This is a genomic window from Blautia sp. HA3515 (genome assembly GCF_059933065.1).
The window spans coordinates 1-23,782 of record NZ_JAYFUY010000148.1 but is presented as its reverse complement, the minus strand read 5'-3'; the positions used below and the strand labels follow the sequence as shown (position 1 = coordinate 23,782).

The 23,782-nt window shown below is 45.0% G+C and carries 20 protein-coding genes, 3 pseudogenes and 1 riboswitch; of the genes and pseudogenes, 20 read left to right on the top strand and 3 right to left on the bottom strand.

The window, feature by feature from the left end; translation table 11 throughout:
- Positions 1–83: 83 nt before the first annotated feature.
- The 18 genes and pseudogenes from R1Y93_RS12000 to R1Y93_RS11915 all read left to right on the top strand — a co-directional run bounded on the left by R1Y93_RS12000 (position 84) and on the right by R1Y93_RS11915 (position 18,847).
- The gene (locus R1Y93_RS12000; protein ID WP_500822976.1) at positions 84–1,271 is read left to right on the top strand and encodes an ATP-grasp domain-containing protein; all 1,188 of its coding nucleotides are present in this window, start codon (positions 84–86) and stop codon (positions 1,269–1,271) included.
- A gap of 15 nt (positions 1,272–1,286) precedes the next feature.
- Positions 1,287–1,643, top strand: a complete 357-nt coding sequence (locus tag R1Y93_RS11995) for an EamA family transporter (RefSeq protein WP_158421410.1) — start codon at positions 1,287–1,289, stop codon at positions 1,641–1,643.
- Positions 1,636–1,980, top strand: a complete 345-nt coding sequence (locus R1Y93_RS11990; RefSeq protein WP_173727261.1) for an EamA family transporter — start codon at positions 1,636–1,638, stop codon at positions 1,978–1,980. Before R1Y93_RS11995 ends, R1Y93_RS11990 begins: the two co-directional genes overlap by 8 nt.
- Before the next feature lie 11 nt (positions 1,981–1,991).
- The gene (locus R1Y93_RS11985) at positions 1,992–3,008 is read left to right on the top strand and encodes a glycosyltransferase family 2 protein (RefSeq protein ID WP_500822975.1); all 1,017 of its coding nucleotides are present in this window, start codon (positions 1,992–1,994) and stop codon (positions 3,006–3,008) included.
- Positions 3,001–4,131 carry a dTDP-4-amino-4,6-dideoxygalactose transaminase gene (gene rffA / locus R1Y93_RS11980; RefSeq protein WP_500822986.1) on the top strand — a complete coding sequence of 377 codons (1,131 nt, stop codon included), beginning with the start codon at positions 3,001–3,003 and terminating at the stop codon, positions 4,129–4,131. Before R1Y93_RS11985 ends, rffA begins: the two co-directional genes overlap by 8 nt.
- Before the next feature lie 65 nt (positions 4,132–4,196).
- A complete protein-coding gene (rfbC, locus tag R1Y93_RS11975; protein WP_158421413.1) occupies positions 4,197–4,751 on the top strand; it encodes a dTDP-4-dehydrorhamnose 3,5-epimerase in 555 nt (184 codons plus the stop codon).
- 10 nt (positions 4,752–4,761) lie between these two features.
- Complete coding sequence (locus tag R1Y93_RS11970; RefSeq protein WP_500822974.1) at positions 4,762–5,577, top strand: ABC transporter permease; 816 nt, start codon at positions 4,762–4,764, stop codon at positions 5,575–5,577.
- 59 nt (positions 5,578–5,636) lie between these two features.
- Positions 5,637–6,877, top strand: a pseudogene (locus R1Y93_RS11965) (ABC transporter ATP-binding protein).
- A complete protein-coding gene (locus R1Y93_RS11960; RefSeq protein WP_500822973.1) occupies positions 6,874–8,247 on the top strand; it encodes a class I SAM-dependent methyltransferase in 1,374 nt (457 codons plus the stop codon). Before R1Y93_RS11965 ends, R1Y93_RS11960 begins: the two are co-directional and overlap by 4 nt.
- Positions 8,192–8,563, top strand: coding sequence for a hypothetical protein (locus R1Y93_RS11955; protein ID WP_500822972.1), 372 nt, complete (start codon positions 8,192–8,194; stop codon positions 8,561–8,563). The genes R1Y93_RS11960 and R1Y93_RS11955 overlap by 56 nt, the downstream gene beginning before the upstream one ends.
- Entirely contained in the window at positions 8,547–8,747 is a 201-nt protein-coding gene (locus tag R1Y93_RS11950; RefSeq protein ID WP_500822971.1) for a hypothetical protein, read from the top strand. The genes R1Y93_RS11955 and R1Y93_RS11950 overlap by 17 nt, the downstream gene beginning before the upstream one ends.
- Complete coding sequence (locus tag R1Y93_RS11945; protein ID WP_500822970.1) at positions 8,716–9,111, top strand: hypothetical protein; 396 nt, start codon at positions 8,716–8,718, stop codon at positions 9,109–9,111. Before R1Y93_RS11950 ends, R1Y93_RS11945 begins: the two co-directional genes overlap by 32 nt.
- A gap of 4 nt (positions 9,112–9,115) precedes the next feature.
- Positions 9,116–9,991, top strand: a complete 876-nt coding sequence (locus R1Y93_RS11940) for a hypothetical protein (RefSeq protein WP_500822969.1) — start codon at positions 9,116–9,118, stop codon at positions 9,989–9,991.
- Entirely contained in the window at positions 9,955–11,637 is a 1,683-nt protein-coding gene (locus tag R1Y93_RS11935; RefSeq protein ID WP_500822968.1) for a glycosyltransferase family 2 protein, read from the top strand. The genes R1Y93_RS11940 and R1Y93_RS11935 overlap by 37 nt, the downstream gene beginning before the upstream one ends.
- Position 11,638: 1 nt before the next feature.
- Positions 11,639–14,083: a glycosyltransferase family 2 protein gene (locus R1Y93_RS11930; RefSeq protein ID WP_500822967.1), complete on the top strand. Its 2,445-nt coding sequence runs from the start codon at positions 11,639–11,641 to the stop codon at positions 14,081–14,083.
- 5 nt (positions 14,084–14,088) lie between these two features.
- Positions 14,089–16,551: a YfhO family protein gene (locus tag R1Y93_RS11925; RefSeq protein ID WP_500822966.1), complete on the top strand. Its 2,463-nt coding sequence runs from the start codon at positions 14,089–14,091 to the stop codon at positions 16,549–16,551.
- 29 nt (positions 16,552–16,580) lie between these two features.
- A riboswitch (cobalamin riboswitch) is annotated at positions 16,581–16,755 on the top strand.
- Between the two features lie 196 nt (positions 16,756–16,951).
- Positions 16,952–18,220, top strand: a complete 1,269-nt coding sequence (locus R1Y93_RS11920) for a sirohydrochlorin cobaltochelatase (RefSeq protein WP_500822965.1) — start codon at positions 16,952–16,954, stop codon at positions 18,218–18,220.
- Between the two features lie 51 nt (positions 18,221–18,271).
- On the top strand, positions 18,272–18,847 hold the full coding sequence (locus R1Y93_RS11915) for a hypothetical protein (RefSeq protein ID WP_262582749.1): 576 nt from the start codon (positions 18,272–18,274) through the stop codon (positions 18,845–18,847).
- 138 nt (positions 18,848–18,985) lie between these two features.
- On the opposite strand, the gene R1Y93_RS11910 is transcribed toward R1Y93_RS11915, so the two are convergent.
- Genes R1Y93_RS11910 through R1Y93_RS11900 form a run of 3 tightly spaced genes read right to left on the bottom strand, consistent with a single transcriptional unit; the run spans position 18,986 to position 20,064 of the window.
- Entirely contained in the window at positions 18,986–19,291 is a 306-nt protein-coding gene (locus tag R1Y93_RS11910) for a hypothetical protein (RefSeq protein ID WP_500822964.1), read from the bottom strand.
- Positions 19,292–19,301: 10 nt separating this feature from the next.
- Positions 19,302–19,730, bottom strand: a complete 429-nt coding sequence (locus tag R1Y93_RS11905; protein WP_500822963.1) for a hypothetical protein — start codon at positions 19,728–19,730, stop codon at positions 19,302–19,304.
- A complete protein-coding gene (locus R1Y93_RS11900) occupies positions 19,684–20,064 on the bottom strand; it encodes a D-alanyl-D-alanine carboxypeptidase family protein (protein WP_500822962.1) in 381 nt (126 codons plus the stop codon). The genes R1Y93_RS11905 and R1Y93_RS11900 overlap by 47 nt, the downstream gene beginning before the upstream one ends.
- A 384-nt stretch (positions 20,065–20,448) precedes the next feature.
- Here R1Y93_RS11900 and R1Y93_RS11895 point away from each other — a divergent pair.
- Together R1Y93_RS11895 and R1Y93_RS11890 are read left to right on the top strand one after the other, a co-directional pair.
- Positions 20,449–22,317 (top strand): annotated as a pseudogene (locus R1Y93_RS11895) (glycosyltransferase family 2 protein).
- Positions 22,318–22,330: 13 nt separating this feature from the next.
- Positions 22,331–23,293: pseudogene (locus tag R1Y93_RS11890) on the top strand (glycosyltransferase family 2 protein).
- The last annotated feature ends 489 nt before the right edge of the window (positions 23,294–23,782 follow it).

Sequence of the window (23,782 nt, the reverse complement as noted above, 5' to 3'; positions counted from 1 at the left end):
AGTATCGGACAAAAACGCTATGATATGATACAGCGATCATAGGGCGGTTCATGCCCTGATTTTTTAAAAGAGGTAGGGATTCCATGAAGAAATTGATGATCCTGGGAGCCAGTTACTCTCAGATGCCATTGATCCAGGCAGCGAAAAAGCTGGGGATTTATACCATTGTCTGCAGCACACCAGGCAGCTGGCCAGGTTTTGCAGAAGCAGACGAATGTTCCTATACAGACATATCAGATCCACAGGCAGTGCTGGCAGAGGCAAGGCGCACACAGATCCAGGGGATCACTACCTGCTGTCTTGATACAGGAGTACCGGCTATAGGGACCGTGTGTGAAGCTATGGGGCTTATTGGGCCAAAAGCCATTCCTGCACAGACAGCCTCTGATAAATGGAAAATGAAAGAAGCCTTTGTAAAGGCAGGGGTACAGACGGCCCGGCATATCCGTGTAAGATCAGAGGAAGAACTGGAAGACGCCCTTTCCCAGCTTACCTTTCCCGTGATCCTGAAGGCAGTAGACCTGATGGGGAGCAGAGGGATTTTCCGCAGCAATACAAAAGAAGAAGCAAGAGCCAATTACAGGCTTACTATGGAAGCTACAGGGAAAGATTACTGCCTTGTAGAAGAATTTATAGAAGGTACTTTATTTGGGGCAGAAGCTATGCTGAAGGACGGAAAGTTTTTGTATTGCCTTCTTGATAATACAGAAGCTTTCATCAGCGCAGTGCCTACACCGGTAGGACATTCTGTGCCTTTTGATGAAGAGGAAGCTCTTGGCGTGCAGGCCAGGGAGCAGGTGGGCAAAGCAGCAAAAGCCCTGGGGCTTGATAATTGTCCTGTGAACTGTGACCTGATCTGGAAGGATGGCAGGGTTTATGTGGTTGAGATCACTGCCAGGGCAGGAGCCACTTGTCTGCCGGAGATTGTAGGAGAGTTTTTTGGTATCAATTATTATGAAGCCATTGTAAGGCTGGCTCTGGATCTTGGAGTTGAAGAGATGTTCCGTCTGGATGGAGAACATCCTGCTGTTTTGTCACATACTCTGTTATCTTTACGTGATGGGATCGTAAAAGAGATCAGGAATGACAATGCACCATCCGGGGATGTCCTGGATCTTTCTTTCAACATTTGCCCTGGAGAAGAGATACACAGATATCGTAATGGCAGGGACAGGCTGGGACAGGTGATCCTGAAGGGCAGCACACTTACAGAATGCAGAAAGAGACTTCAGGAAGTTTTATCAAAAATACACATTGAATTTATGGAATAATTATGGGAAAATAGCATGAAAGAGAATGGAAAGCAAAAGACAGCAGGACTTTTTCTGGTTCTGCATGTAAGCCTTCTGATGAGTTCTTTAAGCGGTGTATGTTCCAAAATGGCAGCCAATCAGAAAAGTTTGATCGGTTTTGCTTTATGGTATGGCGGCGTTCTTCTGATCATGGCTTTGTATGCCTTGATCTGGCAGCAGATCCTGAAGCATCTGCCATTGACGGTGGCTTATGCTAATAAGCCGGTAAGCCTGATCTGGGGGATGATCTGGGGCACCTTTATTTTTGGTGAGAAGATCACCTGGAATATGATCCTTGGGGCACTGATCATTTTTGGAGGAATTTATCTGGTGGTGACTGCTGATGAATGAACTGCAGATTTATATATGTATTCTGATCGTATCCGTATTTGTGGCATCCCTTTCCCAGATATTGCTGAAGATATCTGCCAATAAGACATACAGGGACAGACTTCACGAATATCTGAATCCTTATGTGATCACAGGATACGGACTTTTGTTCCTGTCAACACTTCTTACAATGGTGGCATTAAAGAAAGTACCCCTTTCTCTGTCGCCTGTGATCGAGTCCAGCAGCTATATTTTTGTGTCCCTGATGGGATATCTGGTGTTGAAGGAACGGTTTACCAAGAGAAAACTTCTGGGACTGCTGGTGATCCTTGTGGGGATCCTGGTATTCTCATTATAAAAGGAGAAAAAATGCTTTTATCAATTGTGATCCCCTGCTACAGATCTGCCCATACTATTGAGAAGGTGGTGGAGATGAGCATGGAGGTGATTAGGACGATTCCCGGACTGGACTGTGAATTTATCCTGGTGAATGATTGTTCCCCGGATGATACCTTTGAAGCTATCCGCAGGCTGGGCAGCAAATATCCGAATGTAAAGGGAATTAATCTGGCCAAAAATTTTGGACAGCATAATGCCATCATGGCAGGACTTCATGAGGCGCAAGGGGATTATATCATGGGAATGGATGATGATATGCAGACCCACCCGTCGCAGATACCTGCCTTTATTAAGGCGATGGAAGAAGGCTATGATGTAGTCTTTGGAATATATAAGAAAAGAAAATTCAGTTTTATGAAGAATCTGACCAGCAAGATCGCTTCATTTATCGTATGGCATATGGTAGAACGCCCCAAGGGACTGGAGGCCAGCAATTACTGGTGCTGCCGCAGGTATGTACGGGATGAGATCGTAAAGTATGAAGGCTACAATCTTTATCTGCAGATCCTGTTTTATCGTACTACTTCCAATATTGCCAATATTGAGATCCAGCATTTTTCAAGAGAAGAAGGAAGCTCTAATTATAATTTTAAAAAGGCGTTCCGATTGTTTATGTCTTTCCTTAATTATACGGTGATCCCTCTTCGGGCAGCAGAGGTGATGGGAGTTCTGTTTTCCCTTACAGGATTTATACTGGCAGTGGCTGTGCTGATCCAGAAGCTGTCCAATCCTGATGTGGCTATGGGCTGGTCTTCTCTGATGTGCGCCATGCTGATCTTTTTCGGTATTACATTTCTGATGCTTGGAGTTATGGGAGAATATATCGGTAAGATGATCCTGAACCAGAATAAAACTCCTCAGTATGTAATACGGGAAACCGTAAATGTTCAGAAAATAGATACTAAAAAGCCAGATGTTCAGAAGCCAGATGTGCAGGAACCGGCAGAAATTATACAGAAAAAAGGACATGGAAAAGCAGATGATTGATTTTAACAGGCCTGCCTATACAGGCAAAGAAATGGAATATATTCAGGATGCTGTGCAAAGAGGCATGCTGTGCGGTGACGGGGAATATACCAAACGGTGTTCCAGATGGATGGAGGAAAGGTTTCATACAGCACATGTAATGCTTACCACTTCCTGTACTCATGCACTTGAGATGGCAGCCTATCTGTCTGATATACAGCCGGGGGATGAGGTGATCATGCCTGCATATACCTTTGTGTCCACAGCAGATGCGTTTGTACTTCGAGGTGCCAGGATCGTATTTGTGGATATCCGTCCGGATACCATGAATATTGATGAGGATCTGATTGAGCCGGCTATCACAGAGAAGACAAAGGCAATCGTAGTGGTTCATTATGCAGGGGTGTCCTGTGAGATGGATAAGATCCTTCAGATCGCACACAAATATGGTCTGAAAGTAGTTGAGGATGCTGCCCAGGGCGTAAATGCTTACTATAAAGGCAAGGCACTGGGAACCATCGGTGATTTTGGCTGCTATAGCTTTCATGAAACAAAGAATTATACCATGGGAGAGGGCGGTGCTATTTTATTTGATAAGGATGAGTATCAGGAAAAAGCAGAGATCCTCAGGGAAAAGGGGACTGACAGAAGTAAGTTTTTCAGAGGCCAGGTGGACAAATACCGGTGGATGGATTATGGTTCCTCCTATCTTCCAAGTGAACTGAATGCAGCCTATCTTTACGCACAGCTGGAGGTTTGTGACCAGATCCAGGATAAAAGGATGGAAATCTGGAATTATTATCATCAGGAGCTGGAGGTTCTTGAGAAAGAAGGTAAGATCACACGGCCGGTGATCCCGGAAGGATGTACTCATAATGCCCATATGTACTATTTGAAAGTACGGGATATGGAAGTTCGTACCAAGCTGATCCATTATCTTCGGGAAAAAGGTATCTGCAGTGTGTTTCATTATATTCCGCTGCATACAGCACCGGCAGGGCAGAAGTTTGGCCGCTTTGCAGGAGAGGACCGCTATACAACAAAGGAAAGCGAGAGGCTGTTAAGGCTGCCTATGTTCTACAACCTGGACATGAAGGATGTGGAGTATGTTACAGAGCAGCTGAAGTCCTTTAAGGAGTATTAAGCAAGCAGGATTTGTGAACAAAATATAGAAAATGGAAAGCCCAAAAAGGCAGAAAGGAAATCAAAATGGGAAAAATCAAAGTGACACCATGTGGAGATATTGAAGGATTGAAAGTAATCGAGCCAACTGTTTTTGGAGATGCCCGTGGTTATTTTATGGAAACCTACAATTACAATGATTTCAAAGAAGCAGGGATCGATGTGGAGTTTGTACAGGACAATCAGTCCAGTTCCCACTATGGAGTATTACGAGGTCTTCATTTCCAGATCAATTATCCTCAGGATAAGCTGGTTCGCGTGGTAAACGGTGAAGTGTTTGATGTGGCAGTAGATTTAAGGGAAGGCTCCAAAACCTACGGCAAATGGTTTGGTGTTGTGCTTTCAGCAGAAAATAAAAAACAGTTCTTTATTCCAAAGGGATTTGCTCATGGATTTCTGGTACTTTCTGAAAGTGCAGAGTTCACCTACAAATGCTCTGACTTCTATCATCCGGGAGACGAAGGCGGCCTGATCTGGAATGATCCGGACATTGGAGTAGAATGGCCGATCCCTGAAGGGATGGAGCTTACTTTCTCTGACAAAGACCAGAAATGGGGGAGCTTTAAGGAGTTCCATAGATAGGAGAGAATGAATGCTTAAGACGATATTTTCCCTGCCGGCGGATGTATACAAAAACCGCCGGCTGGTTATGAAACTGGCTAAAAATGATTTTAAGACCAGATACGCCGGTTCCTATTTCGGAACCTTCTGGGCATTCGTGCAGCCCATTGTTACCATTATGGTGTACTGGTTTGTATTTTCTGTTGGCTTCCGCCAGAATACAGATGGGATCGGGATCCCTTTTGTATTGTATCTGGTAGCCGGGATCGTTCCCTGGTTCTTTTTCCAGGATGCGCTGGTAGGCGGGACCAATGCTCTTCTTGAATATAATTACCTTGTAAAAAAAGTCGTTTTTAACATCAGTGTGCTTCCTGTTGTGAAGATCATTTCCGCGCTGTTTGTACACGGCTTTTTCGTGGTCTTTACAATTATTTTGTATGCCTTTTACGGAAGATTTCCAGACTGGTATTATCTGCAGATCCTGTATTACAGTATTTGCGTATTCTTACTGTCCTTAAGCCTGGTTTACATTACCTGTGCAGTGGTGGTATTCTTCCGTGACCTGACTCAGATCATCAACATCGGCTTGCAGGTAGGCGTATGGCTTACACCCATTATGTGGGTGGCAGATACAGCTTTGAAGGACCATCCGCTGATCCAGAAGATCCTTCAGCTGAACCCTATGTACTATATTGTTTCCGGTTACAGGGATGCCTTTGTTGCAAAGCGGTGGTTTTTTGAAAGACCATTATGGACCTTATATTTCTGGCTCTTTACCCTGGTTTGTTTCTGCTTTGGAAACTGGGTATTTAAAAGACTGCGGATCCATTTCGCAGACGTACTATAGAAAGGAATCAGCCTGTTTTGAGTGATAAAAATGTGATTTCAGTCCAGCATTTATCAAAAATGTATAAGCTGTATGACAAGCCCTCTGACCGTTTGAAAGAGTCTCTTGGCCTGTCCAGAAAGAAAAAATACAGGGAGCATTATGCCCTTCATGATGTGAATTTTAATATTCACGAAGGAGAATGTGTAGGGATCATCGGAGTGAACAGAGTTCCGGGAAGTCCACGATCCTTAAGATCATCACAGGAGTGCTGGCACCTACCACAGGGGAAGTAAAGGTCAATGGACGTATTTCTGCCCTTCTGGAACTGGGAGCCGGTTTTAATATGGAATATTCCGGGCTTGAGAATGTGTATCTGAACGGTACCATGATCGGCTTTTCTGAGGAAGAGATCGACGCAAAGCTGGATGATATCCTTGCTTTTGCAGATATCGGAGATTATATACACCAGCCGGTGAAAACCTACTCCAGCGGTATGTTTGTACGTCTTGCCTTTGCAGTTGCCATCAATATCGATCCTGAGATCCTGATCGTAGATGAGGCATTGTCTGTTGGAGATGTATTTTTCCAGGCAAAATGCTATCATAAATTTGAAGAGTTTAAGAAACAGGGAAAAACCATTCTTTTTGTTACCCATGACTTAAGCAGCGTGTCCAAATATTGTGACCGTGTGATCCTCCTTAACAAAGGTGTTAAGCTGGATGAAGGCTCACCAAAGGAAATGGTGGACCTGTACAAGCAGCTTCTGGTAGGACAGGAGCCTGTAAAACAAAAAACAGATGGGGACGAGGGCCTTGCAAAAGCAGCCGTAGCTTCCATCAGCCATGAACATTTCCTGCCAAATCCTAATACTCTGGAGTATGGGGACAAGCAGGCGGAGATCGTGGATTTTGCCATCAAGGATGACAAAGGGATGTTCACCAATACCATAGAAAAGGGGAGCACCTTCCAGATCCTTATGAAGGTTCGGTTTAATGAGCAGATCCAGGAGCCGATCATGGCATATACCTTTAAGAATATCAGGGGAACAGAGCTGACAGGCACCAACACCCTTTTTGAAAAAGCAGAAGTGCCGGAGCCTGCTCCGGGAGGATGCTGTACAGTTACCTTTACACAGAAAATGGATCTGCAGGGTGGAGAATATCTTCTGTCCTTCGGTTGTACCGGCTATAAGGATGGGGAATTTAAGGTGTTCCACAGACTGTATGATGCGTGCAATATTACCGTTATTTCTGCCAAGAATACGGTAGGATTTTTTGATATGAATTCGACTGTAACGGTTCAGGAGGATGATATATGAGGAAGATCGGTAATGTGATCCTGGATGATACCTGCTATCAGGGCAGGGATTTATATACAGATGGTGCTATTGAGGACGAAATGCTGGAGATCGCCAGAAATGTAAGCCCGGACAGATTTAATAAGGTGATCGGGGAAAAGAAAAGCTGGCCCATTCTCTATCATTTTTCACATATCAGAGAGAATATCCTTAGCTGGATGCCTTTTACAGGCAAGGAAAAGGTGTTGGAGATCGGTTCCGGATGCGGTGCTGTTACAGGTGCCCTTCTTGGAGGAGCAGGTGAAGTGACCTGTATCGATCTGTCCATGAAGCGCAGTGAGATCAATGCGTGGAGACACAGAGACAGTGAGAAGCTGAAGATCCTTGTGGGAAATTTTCAGGATGTGGAGAAGAACCTGACAGAGAAATACGATTATATCACTTTGATCGGTGTATTTGAATATGGAGAGGCCTATATCCAGAGCCAGGATCCTTATGTGGATTTCCTTAAGATCATCCGAAAGCATCTGAAGCCGGACGGGAAGATCGTGATCGCCATTGAGAATCGTTTTGGACTGAAATACTGGGCAGGATGTACAGAAGACCATTTTGGTACTCTATTTGAAGGAATCCAGGGGTATCCATCCACAAAGGGCGTAAAGACCTTTACTGTAAAAGAACTGAAAAAGATCTTCCAGGAAGCTGGCGGCTTTGAAAGCACCTGGTATTATCCATTCCCAGATTACAAATTCCCTATGACCATTTATTCGGACAGAAGACTGCCAAGGCGTGGGGAACTGAATCGTACAGAATATAATTTTGACAGGCTGCGTATGGAACTTTTCCAGGAATCAGCAGTGTATGATTCTATTTTGGATAATGATCTGTATCCTCAGTTTGCCAATTCCTTCCTGGTAGTGATCGGGCAGGACAAATTTGAAACAGAGACAGCCTATATCAAGTATTCCAATGAAAGAGATCCAAGATTTAATATCCTTACCCAGATCTGCCAGAAACCAGATGGCAGCCGTTATGTACAGAAGCTTCCGGCAGGGGCAAAAGCAGAAGCCCATGTAAGTAATATTTATGATAAAGGACAGGCTTTAGCTCCGCTTTTTGAAAAAGAAAAGCTTGATGTCAACTCCTGCGAACAAGTATCAAATGGGGTAAAACTGGAGTATCTGGAAGGGATTACCCTGGAAGAAAAGCTGGATACACTTCTAAAAGAAGGACAGTTAGATGAGGCAGAAAGCCTTTTGTTTACTTATCTTCATAAGGCAGAACGGCTTTACGGCAGCCAGGATTTTAAGGAATCACCGGAGTTTATACAGGTATTTGGCCAGGCCTGGGCTTTCAGAAGGCTTAAAGGGCGGCAGGCTTGCGGATATTGATCTGGTTCCGGCCAATATCCTTCTTGGAAAAGGTAAGGACTGGGTGCTGGATTACGAGTGGACCTTTGACTTTTGCGTACCTGCACACTTTATTATGTATCGTATGCTTCATTATTACCTGGAAAGTGACGGGAAGCGTCATGTGCTGAAAAACAGAGACCTTTATGAAAAGGCCGGGATCAGCCGGGAAGAACAGGAAATATATAAGCAGATGGAGCAGCATTTCCAGAAATACATGGTTGGGAAGCATATCCCTATGTTGTCCCTGTATGATGAGATTTCTCCTGGGCAAGCTGGATATGATGGAATATTATGACAGGATCCTGGGCTGTGGAGATGAGAGAAAGCTTCAGGTATTTTTCGACAGGGGACAGGATTTTCAGGAAAGAGACTCTTTTAAATATCCTATGACCAGGAGAGGGCTATGTATTGATATCCCAGTACCTGCAGGCACAAGGCGGATGCGTCTTGATCCGGGTGAAGTGCCGGGGAGGCTTTAAGATCTGCAAGATCCGCTGGAGAGATCTGGGAAGGGCAGCTTTCCATACCAATGGGTTTGCACTTGGTGATCACTGCTACTATTTTGGCGGCGGAGATCCGCAGATCATTTTGGAAAATGTGCCAAGGGAAGCAGAGATCCTCACCCTGGAGCTGGAGGCTTTAAAGGAACAGGAAGCAGTAAAGGAATTCTGGAGCAGATTTGCACAGGAAGAAAATGAAAAAAATGCCCAGATCCAGGATCTGAAGGCTCAGCTGAAGCAAAAAGAAGCCCAGATCCATGAAATGGAAAATACAAAGGCATGGAAGTTATACAGAAAGCTGAAGCCGGAAGGAAAAGGGGCTTCATCAAAGAAGCAGGAGTAACCGGATGGAACAGTTAGTGTGGAGTGTAGATGACCGTAAATATCAGGAGAAGAATGAAAAATCCCTGATTCTGGAAGGGTGGGCCTTTCAAAGGGAAGGCCAGCCCTTACGTTTTCTTCTTACAGATCCGGCAGGGGAGCAGCTTCCGGTGGAGGAGCCGGTGCGCTTTGCCAGACCGGATGTGGAGGCCGGATATCCGGAGACAGCAGGGACAAAGCAATGCGGTTTTACAATAAGGATCCCCAATGCAGAAGCACTTGTAAAGAAGCATGAAAAGCTGAGGCTTGTGGCCACAGATGGAAAAGAGAATGCCATTCTGTGGGAAACAGATCAACAGCAGCTTCATGATTTCTGTAAGGATCAGATGATGGAGGTACACATAGACCGACAGGAGGTGCTGTACCGTACCATGATCGCTGCAGAGGGCTGGGTACTTTGCCAGAAAGGTACTGACCGGATCCTGCTTCAGGACGGTAAGGGGAATCCGGTACCCTTGAAGCTGAGCCGTGGACGCAGGCCGGATGTGGTGGAAAGTCTGGCGCTTGGCGCAGAATATAAAGAAAAAGAACTGGGATTTCAGATCAGCGGCAAACTGGCAGATGTGGCCGGAGGCAGGCTGGTGTTGGTTTTCATTGGGAATACAGGCAGAGAAGAGATCCGAAAACAAGTGGAGATCGACCTGAAAAAGCTTCAGGCAGAAAATTCACCTGCCGGCAGGCGTAAAAAAGTGCTGGCCTGGGAAAACCGGAAAGAGAATCTGGAATGCCTGCGAAAGAAGGGAATCCGTGGGTTTTTGAAATATGTGGATGCAAAAGCCGGGATCGTGACCGGAGACTATGAGCAGTGGCTGATGCGTCACAAGGCCGGAGAAAAGAGCTGATGGCCCAGCGGAAAACCCATTTTCCTTATGAGCCTAAGATCAGCATTGTGATTCCTCTTTATAATACGCCATTGCCCTATCTGAAGGAGGCAGTGGATTCTATTGTAAAGCAAACCTACAAGAACTGGCAGCTTTGCCTGGCGGACGGAAGCACAGGAGATGAGCTTACCGGTTATATCCATAAGCATTATGGCAGGGATCCAAGGATCTGCTATAAAAAACTGGAAAAGAACGGTGGTATTTCAGAGAATACCAATGCGGCAGTAAAAATGGCTAATGGGGATTATATCCTTCTTGCAGACCATGACGATGTGGTAGCACCGGATGCGCTTTTTCATATTGCAAAGGCCATCAATGAAAGTCTTCAAAAAGGTGATCATTCGGCAGATGTACTGTACACAGATGAAGATAAGATCAGTATGGATGGTGCCCATTATTTTGAACCAAATTTTAAGCCGGATTACAATCTTTTCCGTTTAAGGGAGAATAACTATATTTGTCACATTTTTGTGGTAAAGAAAGAATTGTTAAAGCAGGTTGGACTTTTTTCGTCGGATTATGATGGGGCACAGGATTATGACCTGATCCTGCGGTGCTGCGAAAAGGCAGAAAACATAGTGCATATTCCAAGGGTACTGTACCATTGGAGGTGCCATATGGAGTCTACGGCAGCAGACCCTGCAAGCAAGGCTTATGCCTATGAAGCAGGGAAAAGAGCGCTGGAAGCACATTACAAAAGAATGGGGATCCAGGCAGAAGTGGAGATGACAAAGAGGCCAGGCTGGTACAGAAGCCGGGTGAAGATCCAGGGACAGCCCTTGATCTCCATTATCATTCCCAACAAAGATCATGTAAAGGATCTGGAACTGTGTCTTTCTTCTATTGATAAGAAAAGTACCTACCGGAATTTTGAAGTACTGGTTGTAGAAAATAACAGCGACCATCCGGAAACCTTTGAATATTATGAGGAAATGACCCGAAAGTATTCTTTTGTAAGGCTTCTCACCTGGAAAGAAGGTTTTAATTTTTCTGCTATCAATAATTTTGCAGCAGCTCAGGCGAATGGGGAATACTTCCTGTTTCTGAACAACGACGTAGAGGTGCTTACTCCCAACTGGATCCAGGAAATGCTGATGCTTTGTCAGCAGAAGGACGTGGGCGCGGCAGGGGCAAAGCTGTTTTATCCGGATGATACCATCCAGCATGCAGGTGTAGTGATCGGCCTGGGAGGCATTGCAGGACATATTTTCTGCAGGGCGTCCGGCAGCGCAGATGGTTATATGGGACGATTGGTAAGCGTACAGGAATACAGTGCAGTGACGGCTGCTTGTATGCTGGTTAAGAAAGAGGATTTTCTGCTGGTAGATGGTTTTGATCCGGAGTTTGTAGTTGCATTTAATGATATTGATTTCTGCATGAAGCTTGGACAGCATAAGAAAAAGGTAGTATTTACGCCTTACGCACAGCTGTATCATTATGAGTCTAAGTCCAGAGGCTTGGAGGATACACCGGAGAAGCAGCTTCGATTTAAGAAAGAAACCCGGCTTTTTGAGAAAAAGTGGGAAAAAGAGCTGGCCAAGGGAGATCCTTATTATAGCCCGAATTTATCAGTGACAGAAGGAGACTGTTCCTTAAGAGAGGTTTAAAATGTATAAGGAAATATTTGAGGTAACGAAAGAACGGCTCCATTTACAGGATCCTACACGGTATGTTCTGCAGGGAACCTGGCCCAAAGAAGGAAAAATGATGGCTTTTCTGGATAACAGCCAGTTAAAGGCAGATATCCAGAAACTGGAGATCGTTAGCGCCATGGAGCGCTTCAAGGATCCGGACAGGATCCGGGGAGAACGGATCACAGCAACGGTACAGCTTCCACAGGATCTGAAGGGCTACCATAAACTGAAGATCTATGCAGACACACCAGATAAAAAGGAATTGTGGTTTTCCATTCCGGTGAAGGATCTGGAGAAAAAAAGAGGAAAGCCCCAGTATTATATGGAAGAGGAAAAGGTGCAGGCAGGCTGTGTCCGTTTAAGGGGCTGGACCATTGCTGACGGACCGGTTTTGGTCCATATTTTTGATGAAAATAAAAAGCCTGTCCAGGCAGATATCCAAAGGACTGCACGGGTGGATGTGGAACAGCTTTATGAGGAAGCAAAGGATCCTGGAAAGACAGGATTTTTTGCAGAAGTAACCGGTTTTTCCGGAAAGGTAATGTATCTTGTTTTTGAATGTAAAGGCAAAAAATCAGTTTATGTAGTGCACCTGCAAAAACCGGTGATCCTGGCAAATAAGGTGGAAAAATATGCGAAAAAGGGCATGAAGTATCTGAAATATCAAGGCCCTGCTGCGTTATGGAATAAGACGGTGGCCAAGGTGAAAACCGTTTCCACCAGGGAGATCCCTTATTCTAAATGGATCGAGAGACATCTTCCCACAAAAGGAGAATTGGAAAAGGAGCGGCGGACAAAATTTGATTTCCAGCCAATGATCTCTATTGTGGTTCCTGCTTATAAAACACCGGAAAAATATCTGCGCAGACTGGTAGAATGTGTAAAAGAGCAGACGTATCCTAACTGGCAGCTTTGCATTTCTGATGGAAGCGGGGCTGATTCCCCTATCAGGAAGCTGCTTCAGGAGCTGGCAGCCCAGGATGAAAGGATCAAGGTTGTGTTCAGTGAAAAGCCTTTGCAGATTTCTGAAAATACCAATCAGGCGCTGGCAATGGCACAAGGAGATTTCATTGCTTTTGCAGATCATGATGACGAATTGACTCCTAATGCTTTATTTTCCTGTGTAAAGGCTTTAAATGAACATCCGGGAATACGGGTGCTTTATTCTGACGAAGATAAAATGTCCATGGATGGACACAAATTTTTTCAGCCCCATTTTAAGCCGGATTACAACCCGGATCTTCTTTGTACAGTCAATTACATCTGTCATTTATTTGTGGTGAAGCGGGAGCTGCTGGATCAGGTTGGTTTGCTTCGCAGTGCTTATGATGGGGCACAGGACTACGATTTTGTATTCCGGTGTGTGGAGGCAGTGAAGGATCAGGAGATTTATCATATTCCTAAGATCTTGTATCACTGGAGATGCCATGAGGACTCTACAGCAGAGAATCCGGAGAGCAAGGGCTATGCCTTTGAAGCCGGGAAGCGGGCCATTGAAGCTCATTATGAACGTATCGGCATTTCGGCACAGGTATTTCCTGGAGAATTTCCCGGACTTTACCGTACCAGATTCCTTCGGGACAGGGATCCGTTGATCTCTATCATCGTTCCTAATAAAGACCATATAGATGATCTGAAACGGTGTATGAATGCTATTGACAGTAAATCTACTTATAAGAATTACGAGTATGTGATCGTTGAGAATAACAGTACAGATCCGGCTACCTTCCAGTACTATAAAGATCTGGAAAAGGAAAATCCAAAGGCTCGTGTGGTGTACTGGGATGGTCCATTTAATTTCTCTGCGATTAATAACTTTGGGGCAAAGTATGCAAGAGGAGAATATTTCCTGCTTCTGAATAATGATACGGAGATCATTAACCCGGATTGTCTGGAAGAATTGCTTGGCTATTGTATGCGTCCGGATGTGGGGGCTGTAGGTGCAAGGCTTTATTATGAGGATGATACCATCCAGCATGCAGGAGTGGTGATCGGCTTTGGCGGAATTGCCGGGCACTGTTTTGTGATGCAGCCAAGAGGGACTACAGGCTACTGCCACAGGATCATCTGCGCCCAGGATTACAGTGCTGTTACAGCAGCCTGTATGATGGTAAAGAAAGAAGCCTTTGAAAAGGTGGGCGGTTTAAGCGAGGATCTGGCAGTTGCATTTAATGATATTGATTTCTGCCTGAAGCTGCGGAAGGCCGGTTATCTGATCGTATACAATCCTTATGCAGAGCTGTACCATTATGAGTCAAAATCAAGAGGACTTGAGGATACACCTGAAAAGGTGGCCAGATTTAACAGGGAAATGGCTGTGTTTGAGAAAAAATGGCCTGAGATCCTTCGCGACGGAGACCCCTATTACAATCCAAATCTTACTTTAAAGAGCCAGGATTTTTCCCTGAAGAGGATTTAAAAGCTATGAAAAAATATATCAATAAAATAAGCCGGGAGCAGAAGACAAGACTTCTGCTCCTGCTGGTATTGTTTGTCAGTGGTCTGGTGATTTACAGAAATTACATTTTCGGAAATGAACTGTTGGTGTTCAGCGATGTAGGGGGAGATACCCTGGAGCAGTACACCATGCATTATGCAACCATAGTCAACCATCTTCGAGAAGGAAATTTTTCTCTGTGGGATTTTAACAATGGTTTTGGAACCAGCATGTTTAACCTGAATCTGTTTGACCCGTCCCTGATGGTGCTGTATGCCCTGGGAGTGATCCTTGGACCTGCACACATGCTGTTTTTCCTGGTATGGATACAGATCGGTAGGATCCTGGCAGCAGGCTGGATTTTTTACTGGTTTCTGTCAGAATTTTCCTTTAGCAGGCAGAGCAAATTTGTATTTGGCTTTGCCTATGGACTTAGCGGCTATCTTCTTGTTTGGGGACAGCATTACCAGTTTGGAATGGTAACGGTGTATTTTCCGCTATTACTTTTATTCTGCGAGAAATTTTTAAGAAAAGAGAAAAAATGGAAGCTGTTTCCGGTAATGGTATTTTTTTGCGGGATCTACAGTGTGTATTTCACATATATGTGCCTGGCGGGAACAGGCCTGTATCTTCTGTTCCGGGTGATCTCCCTGAATGGGCTTACCATCCGGCAGAGGATAGGAAAATTTGCGGGCGGCTGTCTGCTTATGCTGTTGGGACTTGGGATGAGCTTTGCAGTTTTTCTTCCTATGGCATCCATTCTTTTAAATGTAACATCCAGGGTGGAGCAGAAGAGGACCCTGGCAGATCTTTTAAAAAGGTGTTTTACCCTGAATAAGCAGGAATATTATGAAACTCTGCTGCTTCGTCCTTTTTCCACGAATTTCCAGAATCTTCAGGAACTGGGCGACAAGAAATATTATGGCTTCTGGAATTATTATGAGGATCCGGTGCTGTTTGTTTCTGTTCTGGCAGTTTTCCTGGTGGTGCAGTTTCTGCTTTTGTTCTGGAAAAGCAATGGGACAAAGCGTACCAGAAGGACAGCTTACGGTGCAGCTTTGTTTATGCTGCTTCTGATGATCTTTCCTGTAGGCGGTTATGCCTTTAATGCTTTTGCTACGGTTACATACAGATATACTTTCCTGCTGCTCCCTATGATTCTTCTGGCAGCAGCCTGGACCTGGGATTATCTGAAAAAGGGCGGCAAAGCCAGCATAATAGGTGTGGTCCTGGTTTGCATCTTTATGTATAAAGCCTGCAGGATGGGCTATGAGGATAGTCTTTTTGCTGAATACAGACAGAACGCAGTGATCACGGCTGTAACCGGAACGGTGATGGCGGTTGTACTTTTACTGGTGAACCGGCTGAAAGTAAAAGGGGAACAGGTGCTTTTTAGTATTCTGGCACTGGCCATGGCCGTGAATGTGATCTGTGAAGGAACTGTTGGCTATGAGGACAGAATGTCCCTGAAAAAAGAGGATACACCGGCAGAAACAGTGGTGCAGGTAACGGATGATTATCTTGAGAAGATCGTTGAGGATCCGTCCGAGCAGCAGGCCAGAGATTTTATTGATAAGCCTCAGGCATATTTCCGGGAGCTTTACAGTCAGGATATCCAGGATATTCTGGAATTTTTAAGGGAAACAGACAAAAGCTTTTACCGGGTGGAAAAGGACTTTTCGTCTGCAACGATTTCAATGGATTCCCTGGCCCAGGGGTACAGAGGGGTCAGTACCTATAATTCTGTTATGAACAGCAATGTAAAGGATTTTGTAAACACCTGTTTCCCCAGCTTTTATTATGCAGACCGGAACCGGTATACCTTTTGGGATAATGCCATGAACAACTGGTTTGCAGCCTTTACAGGGGTAAGATACCTGATTTCCAAGAACAGCAGCCTGGACAGCAGCAAATATACGCTGATCCGTCAGTTTGGCAGTATGTATCTGTATCAAAATGTACGGGAAAGCGATGTGGCAAGGTTTTATGATGAAACGGTATCAGAAAGCAGCCTGCGGGCAGTTGATAAAAAGATCCGGAAAAAGTTTTTAAGTAATGCCATTGTGCTGGAGGATGGGGAAGACAGGGAAAGTGCGGCAGGTCTTGGAAAGTCCCAGGCAAAGAAGGAATCAAAGGTTGTGCTGGATGCTCCCCGGAAGGATACACTGGTAACAGGCAGTATCCAGGCGGCTTCAGATGGATATGTACTTTTTATGATTCCTTATGAGGATGGATGGAGCCTTAAGATCGATGGCGAAGACACGGAGCTGCAGAAAGGGGACTTAGGCTTCCTTGCATGTAAAGTAAAAGAAGGAAATCATGCCCTTACACTTACTTATCATGCACCATTGCTGAAAGAAGGGATCCTGCTAAGTCTGGCATTCTGGATCATCTATCTTATGTTTACGGTATATACATTCTTTGTTCATAGAAAAGACATAATTATATGATAACTATTAGATATCCGAATTGAATATGTATAAAGTTGTAGCGTACAGGTAGCATCATTTCATGATGCATAAAAGGGAATCCGGTGTGAATCCGGAACGATGCCGTCACTGTGTAAGGGAGCTGCTTCAGAGCCCACTGGATAACCGGGAAGGGGAAGCAGTGTAGAACGAAGTCAGGAGAACTGCCTTTGCGTGGAATTGTGGATCTGCGGAACACAGAACCAGTATTCTCATAACATTATATGATCATATAGTTTACCGTCTGGGTACTTCTGCAAAGAGGGAGAAGCATCTGGCAAAAGGAACGAATGTGTTGATGAGAAGCATTGCGGTCGCAGAAATGTGACCGCTGTTTTTATGCATAGTTCGTCCGGAAATACGAAAAAAAGAGGAAAAAATAATGAAGCGCAAAACAATTATGGCACTGATCCTGTCTGTATCCATGGCAGCAAGCATGACATGCGCAGCAACAGCAGCATTTGCAGAGACAGAGGACGCAGCAGAGACAACAGACGACACAGAAGCAGCAGACGACGCAGAAGCAGCAGATGACACAGAAGCAGCAGACGATGCTTCTTCTGAGGACGCAGACCAGGAGGCAGCAGATAAAGTGGCAGCTCTTATTGATGCGATCTACGTACAGGAGAGAACAGACGATACAGATGCACAGTGCACAGAAGCAAAAGAAGCATGGGATGCACTGACAGATGCACAGAAGGAACTGGTAGAGGGAGAAGAGGCAAGCCCTGAGTATTTCGGAAGAGATACAGGAGATGCTTCCAAGGATGATCCTAGAAACCAGGATGAGATCGGTGAGAATGAGCTTCTGGTTGTAAGCTTTGGTACTTCTTTCAATGATAGCCGTGCACAGGATATCAAAGGTATTGAGGATGCACTTCAGGAAGCATATCCGGATTGGTCTGTAAGAAGAGCATTTACAGCTCAGATCATTATTAATCATGTGCAGGCAAGAGATGATGAGCATATTGATAATATGCAGCAGGCACTTGACCGTGCAGTTGCAAACGGGGTTAAGAATCTGGTTGTACAGCCTACACATCTGATGCATGGTGCAGAGTATGATGAGATGACAGCTGCTATTGAGGAATATAAAGACAAATTTGAGTCTGTAGCTATTGCAGAGCCAATGCTGGGTGAGGTTGGAGAAGACGCTACAGTGATCAATGAGGACAAAGAAGCTGTAGCGAAAGCTATCACAGATGAGGCTGTAAAGACTGCAGGCTATGACAGCATGGAAGCTGCAGCAGAAGATGGTACAGCATTCGTATTCATGGGTCATGGAACATCCCATACAGCAAATGTTACTTATGACCAGATGCAGACACAGATGGAGAACCTTGGATTTACAAACGCATTCATCGGTACTGTAGAGGGTGAGCCGGAAGACACAGCCTGCGATGCTGTAATCGCTAAAGTAAAAGACGCTGGATTCAAGAAAGTTGTTCTTCGTCCGCTGATGGTTGTTGCAGGTGATCATGCAAACAACGATATGGCAGGAGATGACGATGATTCCTGGAAGAGCATGTTTGAGGCATCCGGAGAATTTGACAGCGTAGACTGCCAGATCGAAGGACTTGGAAGAGTCGATGCAGTAGAGCAGCTGTATGTAGAGCATACAAAAGCAGCTATCGACAGCTTAGCAAAATAAACGGACATGTGGCCAATTCGGCCACATCACCATAAAGGAGATAAGAAAGTTATGAAGCGTTCATTAGCCATTTTAGTATCAGCATTAAGTATTTCTGCTATGACAGTTCCTATGACACTGCCGGTATGGGCAGAGGCAGCAGACACCAAAGAAGAAGCATCCGATACACAGGATCTGGAGGATGGAGTTTACATTGTTGACTTTAATACAGACAGCAGCATGTTCCACACAAACGAGGCATGCGAGGGCAAAGGCCAGCTTACTGTAGAAGACGGCAAAATGACCCTTCATATCTCTCTTGTATCCAAGAACATAGTGAATCTTTTCCCAGGGCTTGCTGAGGATGCACAGAAGGATGACGCAGAGCTGCTCCAGCCTACCACAGATACAGTTACCTATAAGGATGGTTTATCAGATGAAGTGTATGGCTTTGATGTTCCTGTAGAGGCTCTTGATCAGGATTTTGATCTTGCCATTATCGGAACTAAGGGCAAATGGTATGATCATACGGTAAGCGTAAGCAATCCGGAGGAGATGAATGATGACAACAAGCTTCCTGTAGAAGTTGCTGAAGATGAGGCAGAAGATACCGAGAATGCAGCAGAAGATACAGAGGATGCAGAATAATCATTAAGCAGATATATCCACCATAAATGAAAGCCAGCCGATTGCGTTTCGGCTGGCTTTTATTATGGTGGATATATTGCTTTTGCGCTCTTAACTGATCAAACAGGTGCAGGGAGCTTGCACATCTGGATCCTGATATCAGGACTTGATGATCTTGATCATTTTGATAAATAACAGAAGAAGGATCAGAAATGCCACGCCTCCAATCACTGCATAAGGCACGTAGGAGGTGGACTGGGAATAGGCCTTTGCGGCTTCCATGTTAGCCTGTCCGTTGGTATAAAGAGAGGTGTCCTGTTCCTGTTCCGGCTCCATTACAGCAGTACCAACCTGCACGCCGCTGTAGAAGTAAGTGCGGTTCACCTGGTCGCCTGCCGGTGTATCCTGAACAGTCAGGCTGTCCTCTGAAGCACCTGCAGGTACGATCACCTGACCTCCGGACATCAGGGAAAAATCATCCTGACCTAAGGTAAGAAGCTGGAAATTGGAAAATCCGTAATCCACAAAGAGTGATGGCTTCATCATCTGTCTGGCCGGAGGCGCCTTTTAAAACAACGCAGATCAATGTAACATCATTGCGCTGTGCACTGCATACAAGTGTACTTTGGGAAGCCTCTGTAAATCCTTCCTTGCCGCCAAGACAGCCCTGGTAGTAAGCATCTGAACTGTTGTTGGTCATAGTGAACTTGCTGGTAAGTGATCTGGCTCCTCCGGATACATTCTCGCTTGCCGGAATGGTGTAGGTATTCGCACTGGCAATAGGAGAAAAGGAAGGATTCTCTGTAGCTGCCTTCATGATCAATGCCATATCATGGGCTGTGGTATGCTGATTCTCATCAGGAAGCCCAGGTAGGGTTGGTGAATACTGTGTTGGTACAGCCAAGCTGGGCAGCCCTAGTATTCATCATGGCAACAAAGTTTTCAACGGATCCGCCGATATGCTCTGCAACCTGAAGGGCAATATCGTTGGCAGAGGCAACCATGATGGCATACAGGCATTGTTCCATGGTAAAAACTTCATCAAGCTGTGCTGAAATATTGGCCCCTCCATCGGTAACACCGGAAACGCCGGTAGCAGTCATGGTCACTTCATCTGTAAGATTGCTGTTCTCTAAAGCAAGAAGACAGGTCATGATCTTGACGGTGCTCCCAGGATAAAGAACCTCATCCATATTCTTGGCGTACAGGGTAGTACCGGTGCTGTCTTCAAGGATCACAGCGGCTTCAGAAGTGATCTCAGGTCCTTGGGGCCATCCTGAAATCTGGTTGGTGGTGATACTTGAGGCAGCAGTATCTGTAGCAGCCTCTTCTGCAAATGCAGGGCTTCCCAGGATCAGGGAAGCAGATAGCCCCGGCAGAGAGCAGAAGGGAAAAAACAGTTCGTTTTCTGCTGGGGGATTTCTTTTGCTTTTTCATTGTATAGATTATCTCCTGTTATCTTTTTATTATTTGTCAGCTGTTTCAGACGATTACAGCTTAATATTTTTATCATAGCATATCTGTAATCAGAAATAGTATATCACATTTACTCCATTTCTTGCAAAAAATATAGTAGAATGTTAAAATGGACAGTAATAATAAAACAGAGGTAAAAAGAAAATATGAGTAAACAAAAATCGTCAGGGATGAAGATCCAATGGGGGCGTCTGCTGAAGAAGCTGTCTCCCTATACCATCCAGAAAGGGCTTCGCTATCTGAAGCATTATGGCCCAAGGGAATTCTGGATCCGTCTTCACGAACGGTTTGAGCCTGAGGAGGTTCCTTACGGTCCCTGGTATGAAGCATATATTCCGGATGAGACAGTGCTGGAGAAACAGAGAAAGCATACTTTTGCCTATGCACCTAAGATCAGTGTAGTGGTACCGGCTTATCGAACACCGTCTGCCTTTTTAAAACAGATGCTGGAGTCAGTCCTTGCACAGACTTATGTTAATTGGGAGCTTTGTATTGCTAACGGCAGCCCTGAGGACAAAGAGATGTGTCAGATCCTGGATGGATACCAGGCGCAGGATCCGAGGATCCGCTGGCAGCCATTGAAGGCCAACCTGGGGATCGCAGAAAATACAAATGCCGCTTTTGAAATGGCACAGGGCGACTATATCGGACTGATGGATCATGATGATCTGCTGGCTCCCAATGCTCTGTTTGAAGTGGTACAGGCCCTCAATACAGATCCCAGACCAGAGGTTGTATATACAGACGAAGATAAGGTGACCATGGATCTGAAGGAGCATTTTCAGCCTCATCTGAAGCCGGATTTTAACCTGGATCTTTTACGCTCCAATAATTATATCTGCCATTTTTTTACAGTATCCCGTGCTATTGTGGAGAAGGTTGGTGGATTTCGCAGGGAATACGATGGTGCCCAGGATTATGATTTTATTTTCCGATGTGTGGAGGCAGCAGGCTGTGTGGCGCATGTACCGGAGATTTTATATCACTGGAGGACACATAAAGCATCTACTGCTGACAATCCTGCAAGCAAGATGTATGCCTTTGATGCGGGCAAACGGGCGATTGAGGCTCACCTTTGAAAGAACCGGGACACAGGGTGTGGTAAGCCATACCAAGGATCTGGGCTTCTACAGAGTGCAGTACCCAGTACAGGGTTCTCCCCTTGTGTCTGTGATCATTCCCAATAAGGATGAGAAGAGATACGCTTCAGGCCTGTATCCGGTCTATCCGTGAGAATACCTCTTATAAACATTATGAGATCCTGATCGTTGAGAATAACAGTACCACAGATGAGATTTTTGAATATTATAAGCAGCTGTCAAAGGAGCAATGAGGTTCCTGTAGTTGGAATGGAGTTTTCAATTATTCAGCTATTAATGATTTTGGAGCAAAAAATGCCAGAGGGGATTACTTCCCTTTCCTGAATAATGACATTACAGTGATCACACCGGATTGGATGGAGGAAATGCTGGGCATCTGTCAGAGGCGGGAAGTGGGAGCCGTAGGCGTGAAGCTTCTTTATCCGGATAATACCATCCAGCATGCAGGCTGTGTGGTAGGTATGGGAGGTATTGCAGGCCATTTGTTTGTAGATATGCCGGCTGAGAGGACAGGATATCTGCATAAAGCATCCATTCTTCAGGACATGAGTGCAGTGACGGCAGCCTGCATGATGGTAAAAAGAGATGCCTTTGAAAAGGCTGGCGGTTTTACAAAGGAACTTGCGGTAGCTTTTAATGATGTGGATCTTTGTCTGAAAATACGCAGGGAAGGATACCTGGTGGTGTACGATCCTTATGCAAAGCTTTATCATATGGAGTCCAAAACAAGAGGCCTGGAAGACAGTAAAGACAAAGTAAGGCGCTTTCAGACAGAGATCGAATATATGAGAAGCCACTGGATCCAGATCCTGAAAAGAGGGGGGATCCTTATTACAATAAGAATCTGTCTCTCTACAAAAGTGGAATTATTCCCTGAAACCACTTCCGGGGATGAAGAACAGGAAAGGGCAATAAGGAGGAAAATATCATGCAGGAAGTTGAAGTTTCAGTGGTAATACCCAATTATAATGGGATGGCATATCTGGATGGTGTATTGTCAAGTCTGGAATGCCAGACATTCCGGGATTTTGAGGTGATCCTGGTGGATAATGGTTCTGCTGACGGAAGTACATCCTTTGCAGCAGCCAGTTATCCCTGGGTACGGGTGATCGAGCTTCCGGATAATTATGGGTTCAGCCGTGCTGTCAATGAAGGGATAAAAGCGTCTGCGGCAGAATATTGCTGCTTTTGAATAATGATACAGAAGTTGAAAAGGATTTTGTAAATGAGATGCTGTCCGCCATCAAAAGGCATAGCAATGCTTTTTCCTGTGCAGGCAAAATGGTCCAGTTTAATGACCGGGACAAGCTGGATGACGCAGGCAATTATTATTGTGCCCTTGGCTGGGCTTTTGCAAGAGGAAAGGGCAAGAGTATCCACGCCTATGACCAGGAAGAGCAGGTGTTTGCCACCTGTGCCGGAGCAGCTATTTACAGAAGGGAATTCCTGGATAAGACCGGATATTTTGATGAAGAGCATTTTGCTTATCTGGAGGATCTGGATGTGTGCTACCGTGCAAGGATCATGGGCTATGAGAACTGGTATGCGCCAAAGGCAGTGGTCTATCATGTAGGCAGCGGTACCAGCGGTTCCAGGTACTAATCAGTTCAAAACAAGATATTCATCAAGAAATAATATTTATCTGATCTATAAAAATATGCCGGTTCTGCAGATCATTCTGAACCTGCCTTTTATGATACAGGGTTTTGCAGTAAAGATCCTGTTTTTTACCTTAAAAGGTATGGGACGGGAATATCTGGCGGGGATCAAGAATGGTTTCCAGATCAGCAAGAAAGACCGCAAAGTACGTTTTTCCATAAAGAATCTGCCAAATTATCTGAAGATACAGCTGGAATTATGGGTAAACATCATCCGCAGGTTCCGTGGATAAACAAGGGAAAGCTTAACGGTTTCGTAACTGTTCAGTATCCTTACCGTTACTATCTGCTGAATAGTTACCCTTTTTCATGAAATTTTTATAAATTGTATTTCAAGATTTTATTGCAATTATGTTGCATCTATTATAAGATAAGTAGAGCGAAAAAACGAGGTGACAGGAATTGATTAAGGACAACCAGAAAAATTTCAGTCTTCTCCATGTGGCAATAGATGCCTGTATGATTATCCTGGCGTATATTTTTGCCTGGGCATTACGATTTATAGGCCCCTTTGCAGCGACAGCAGTGCGTACCCGATCCTTTGAACAGTACATGTTCGCACTGCTTTTTATTGTTCCGCATCTCTGATGATGTATCATGCATTTTCTCTTTATGAGCCTATGCGTATGCAGGGCAGGCGTCTTGTGCTTGCCAGTGTGATCAAGGCCAACACTCTTGGTATTCTTCTGACCACATTTGTACTGTATTATATTGAGGAAGGG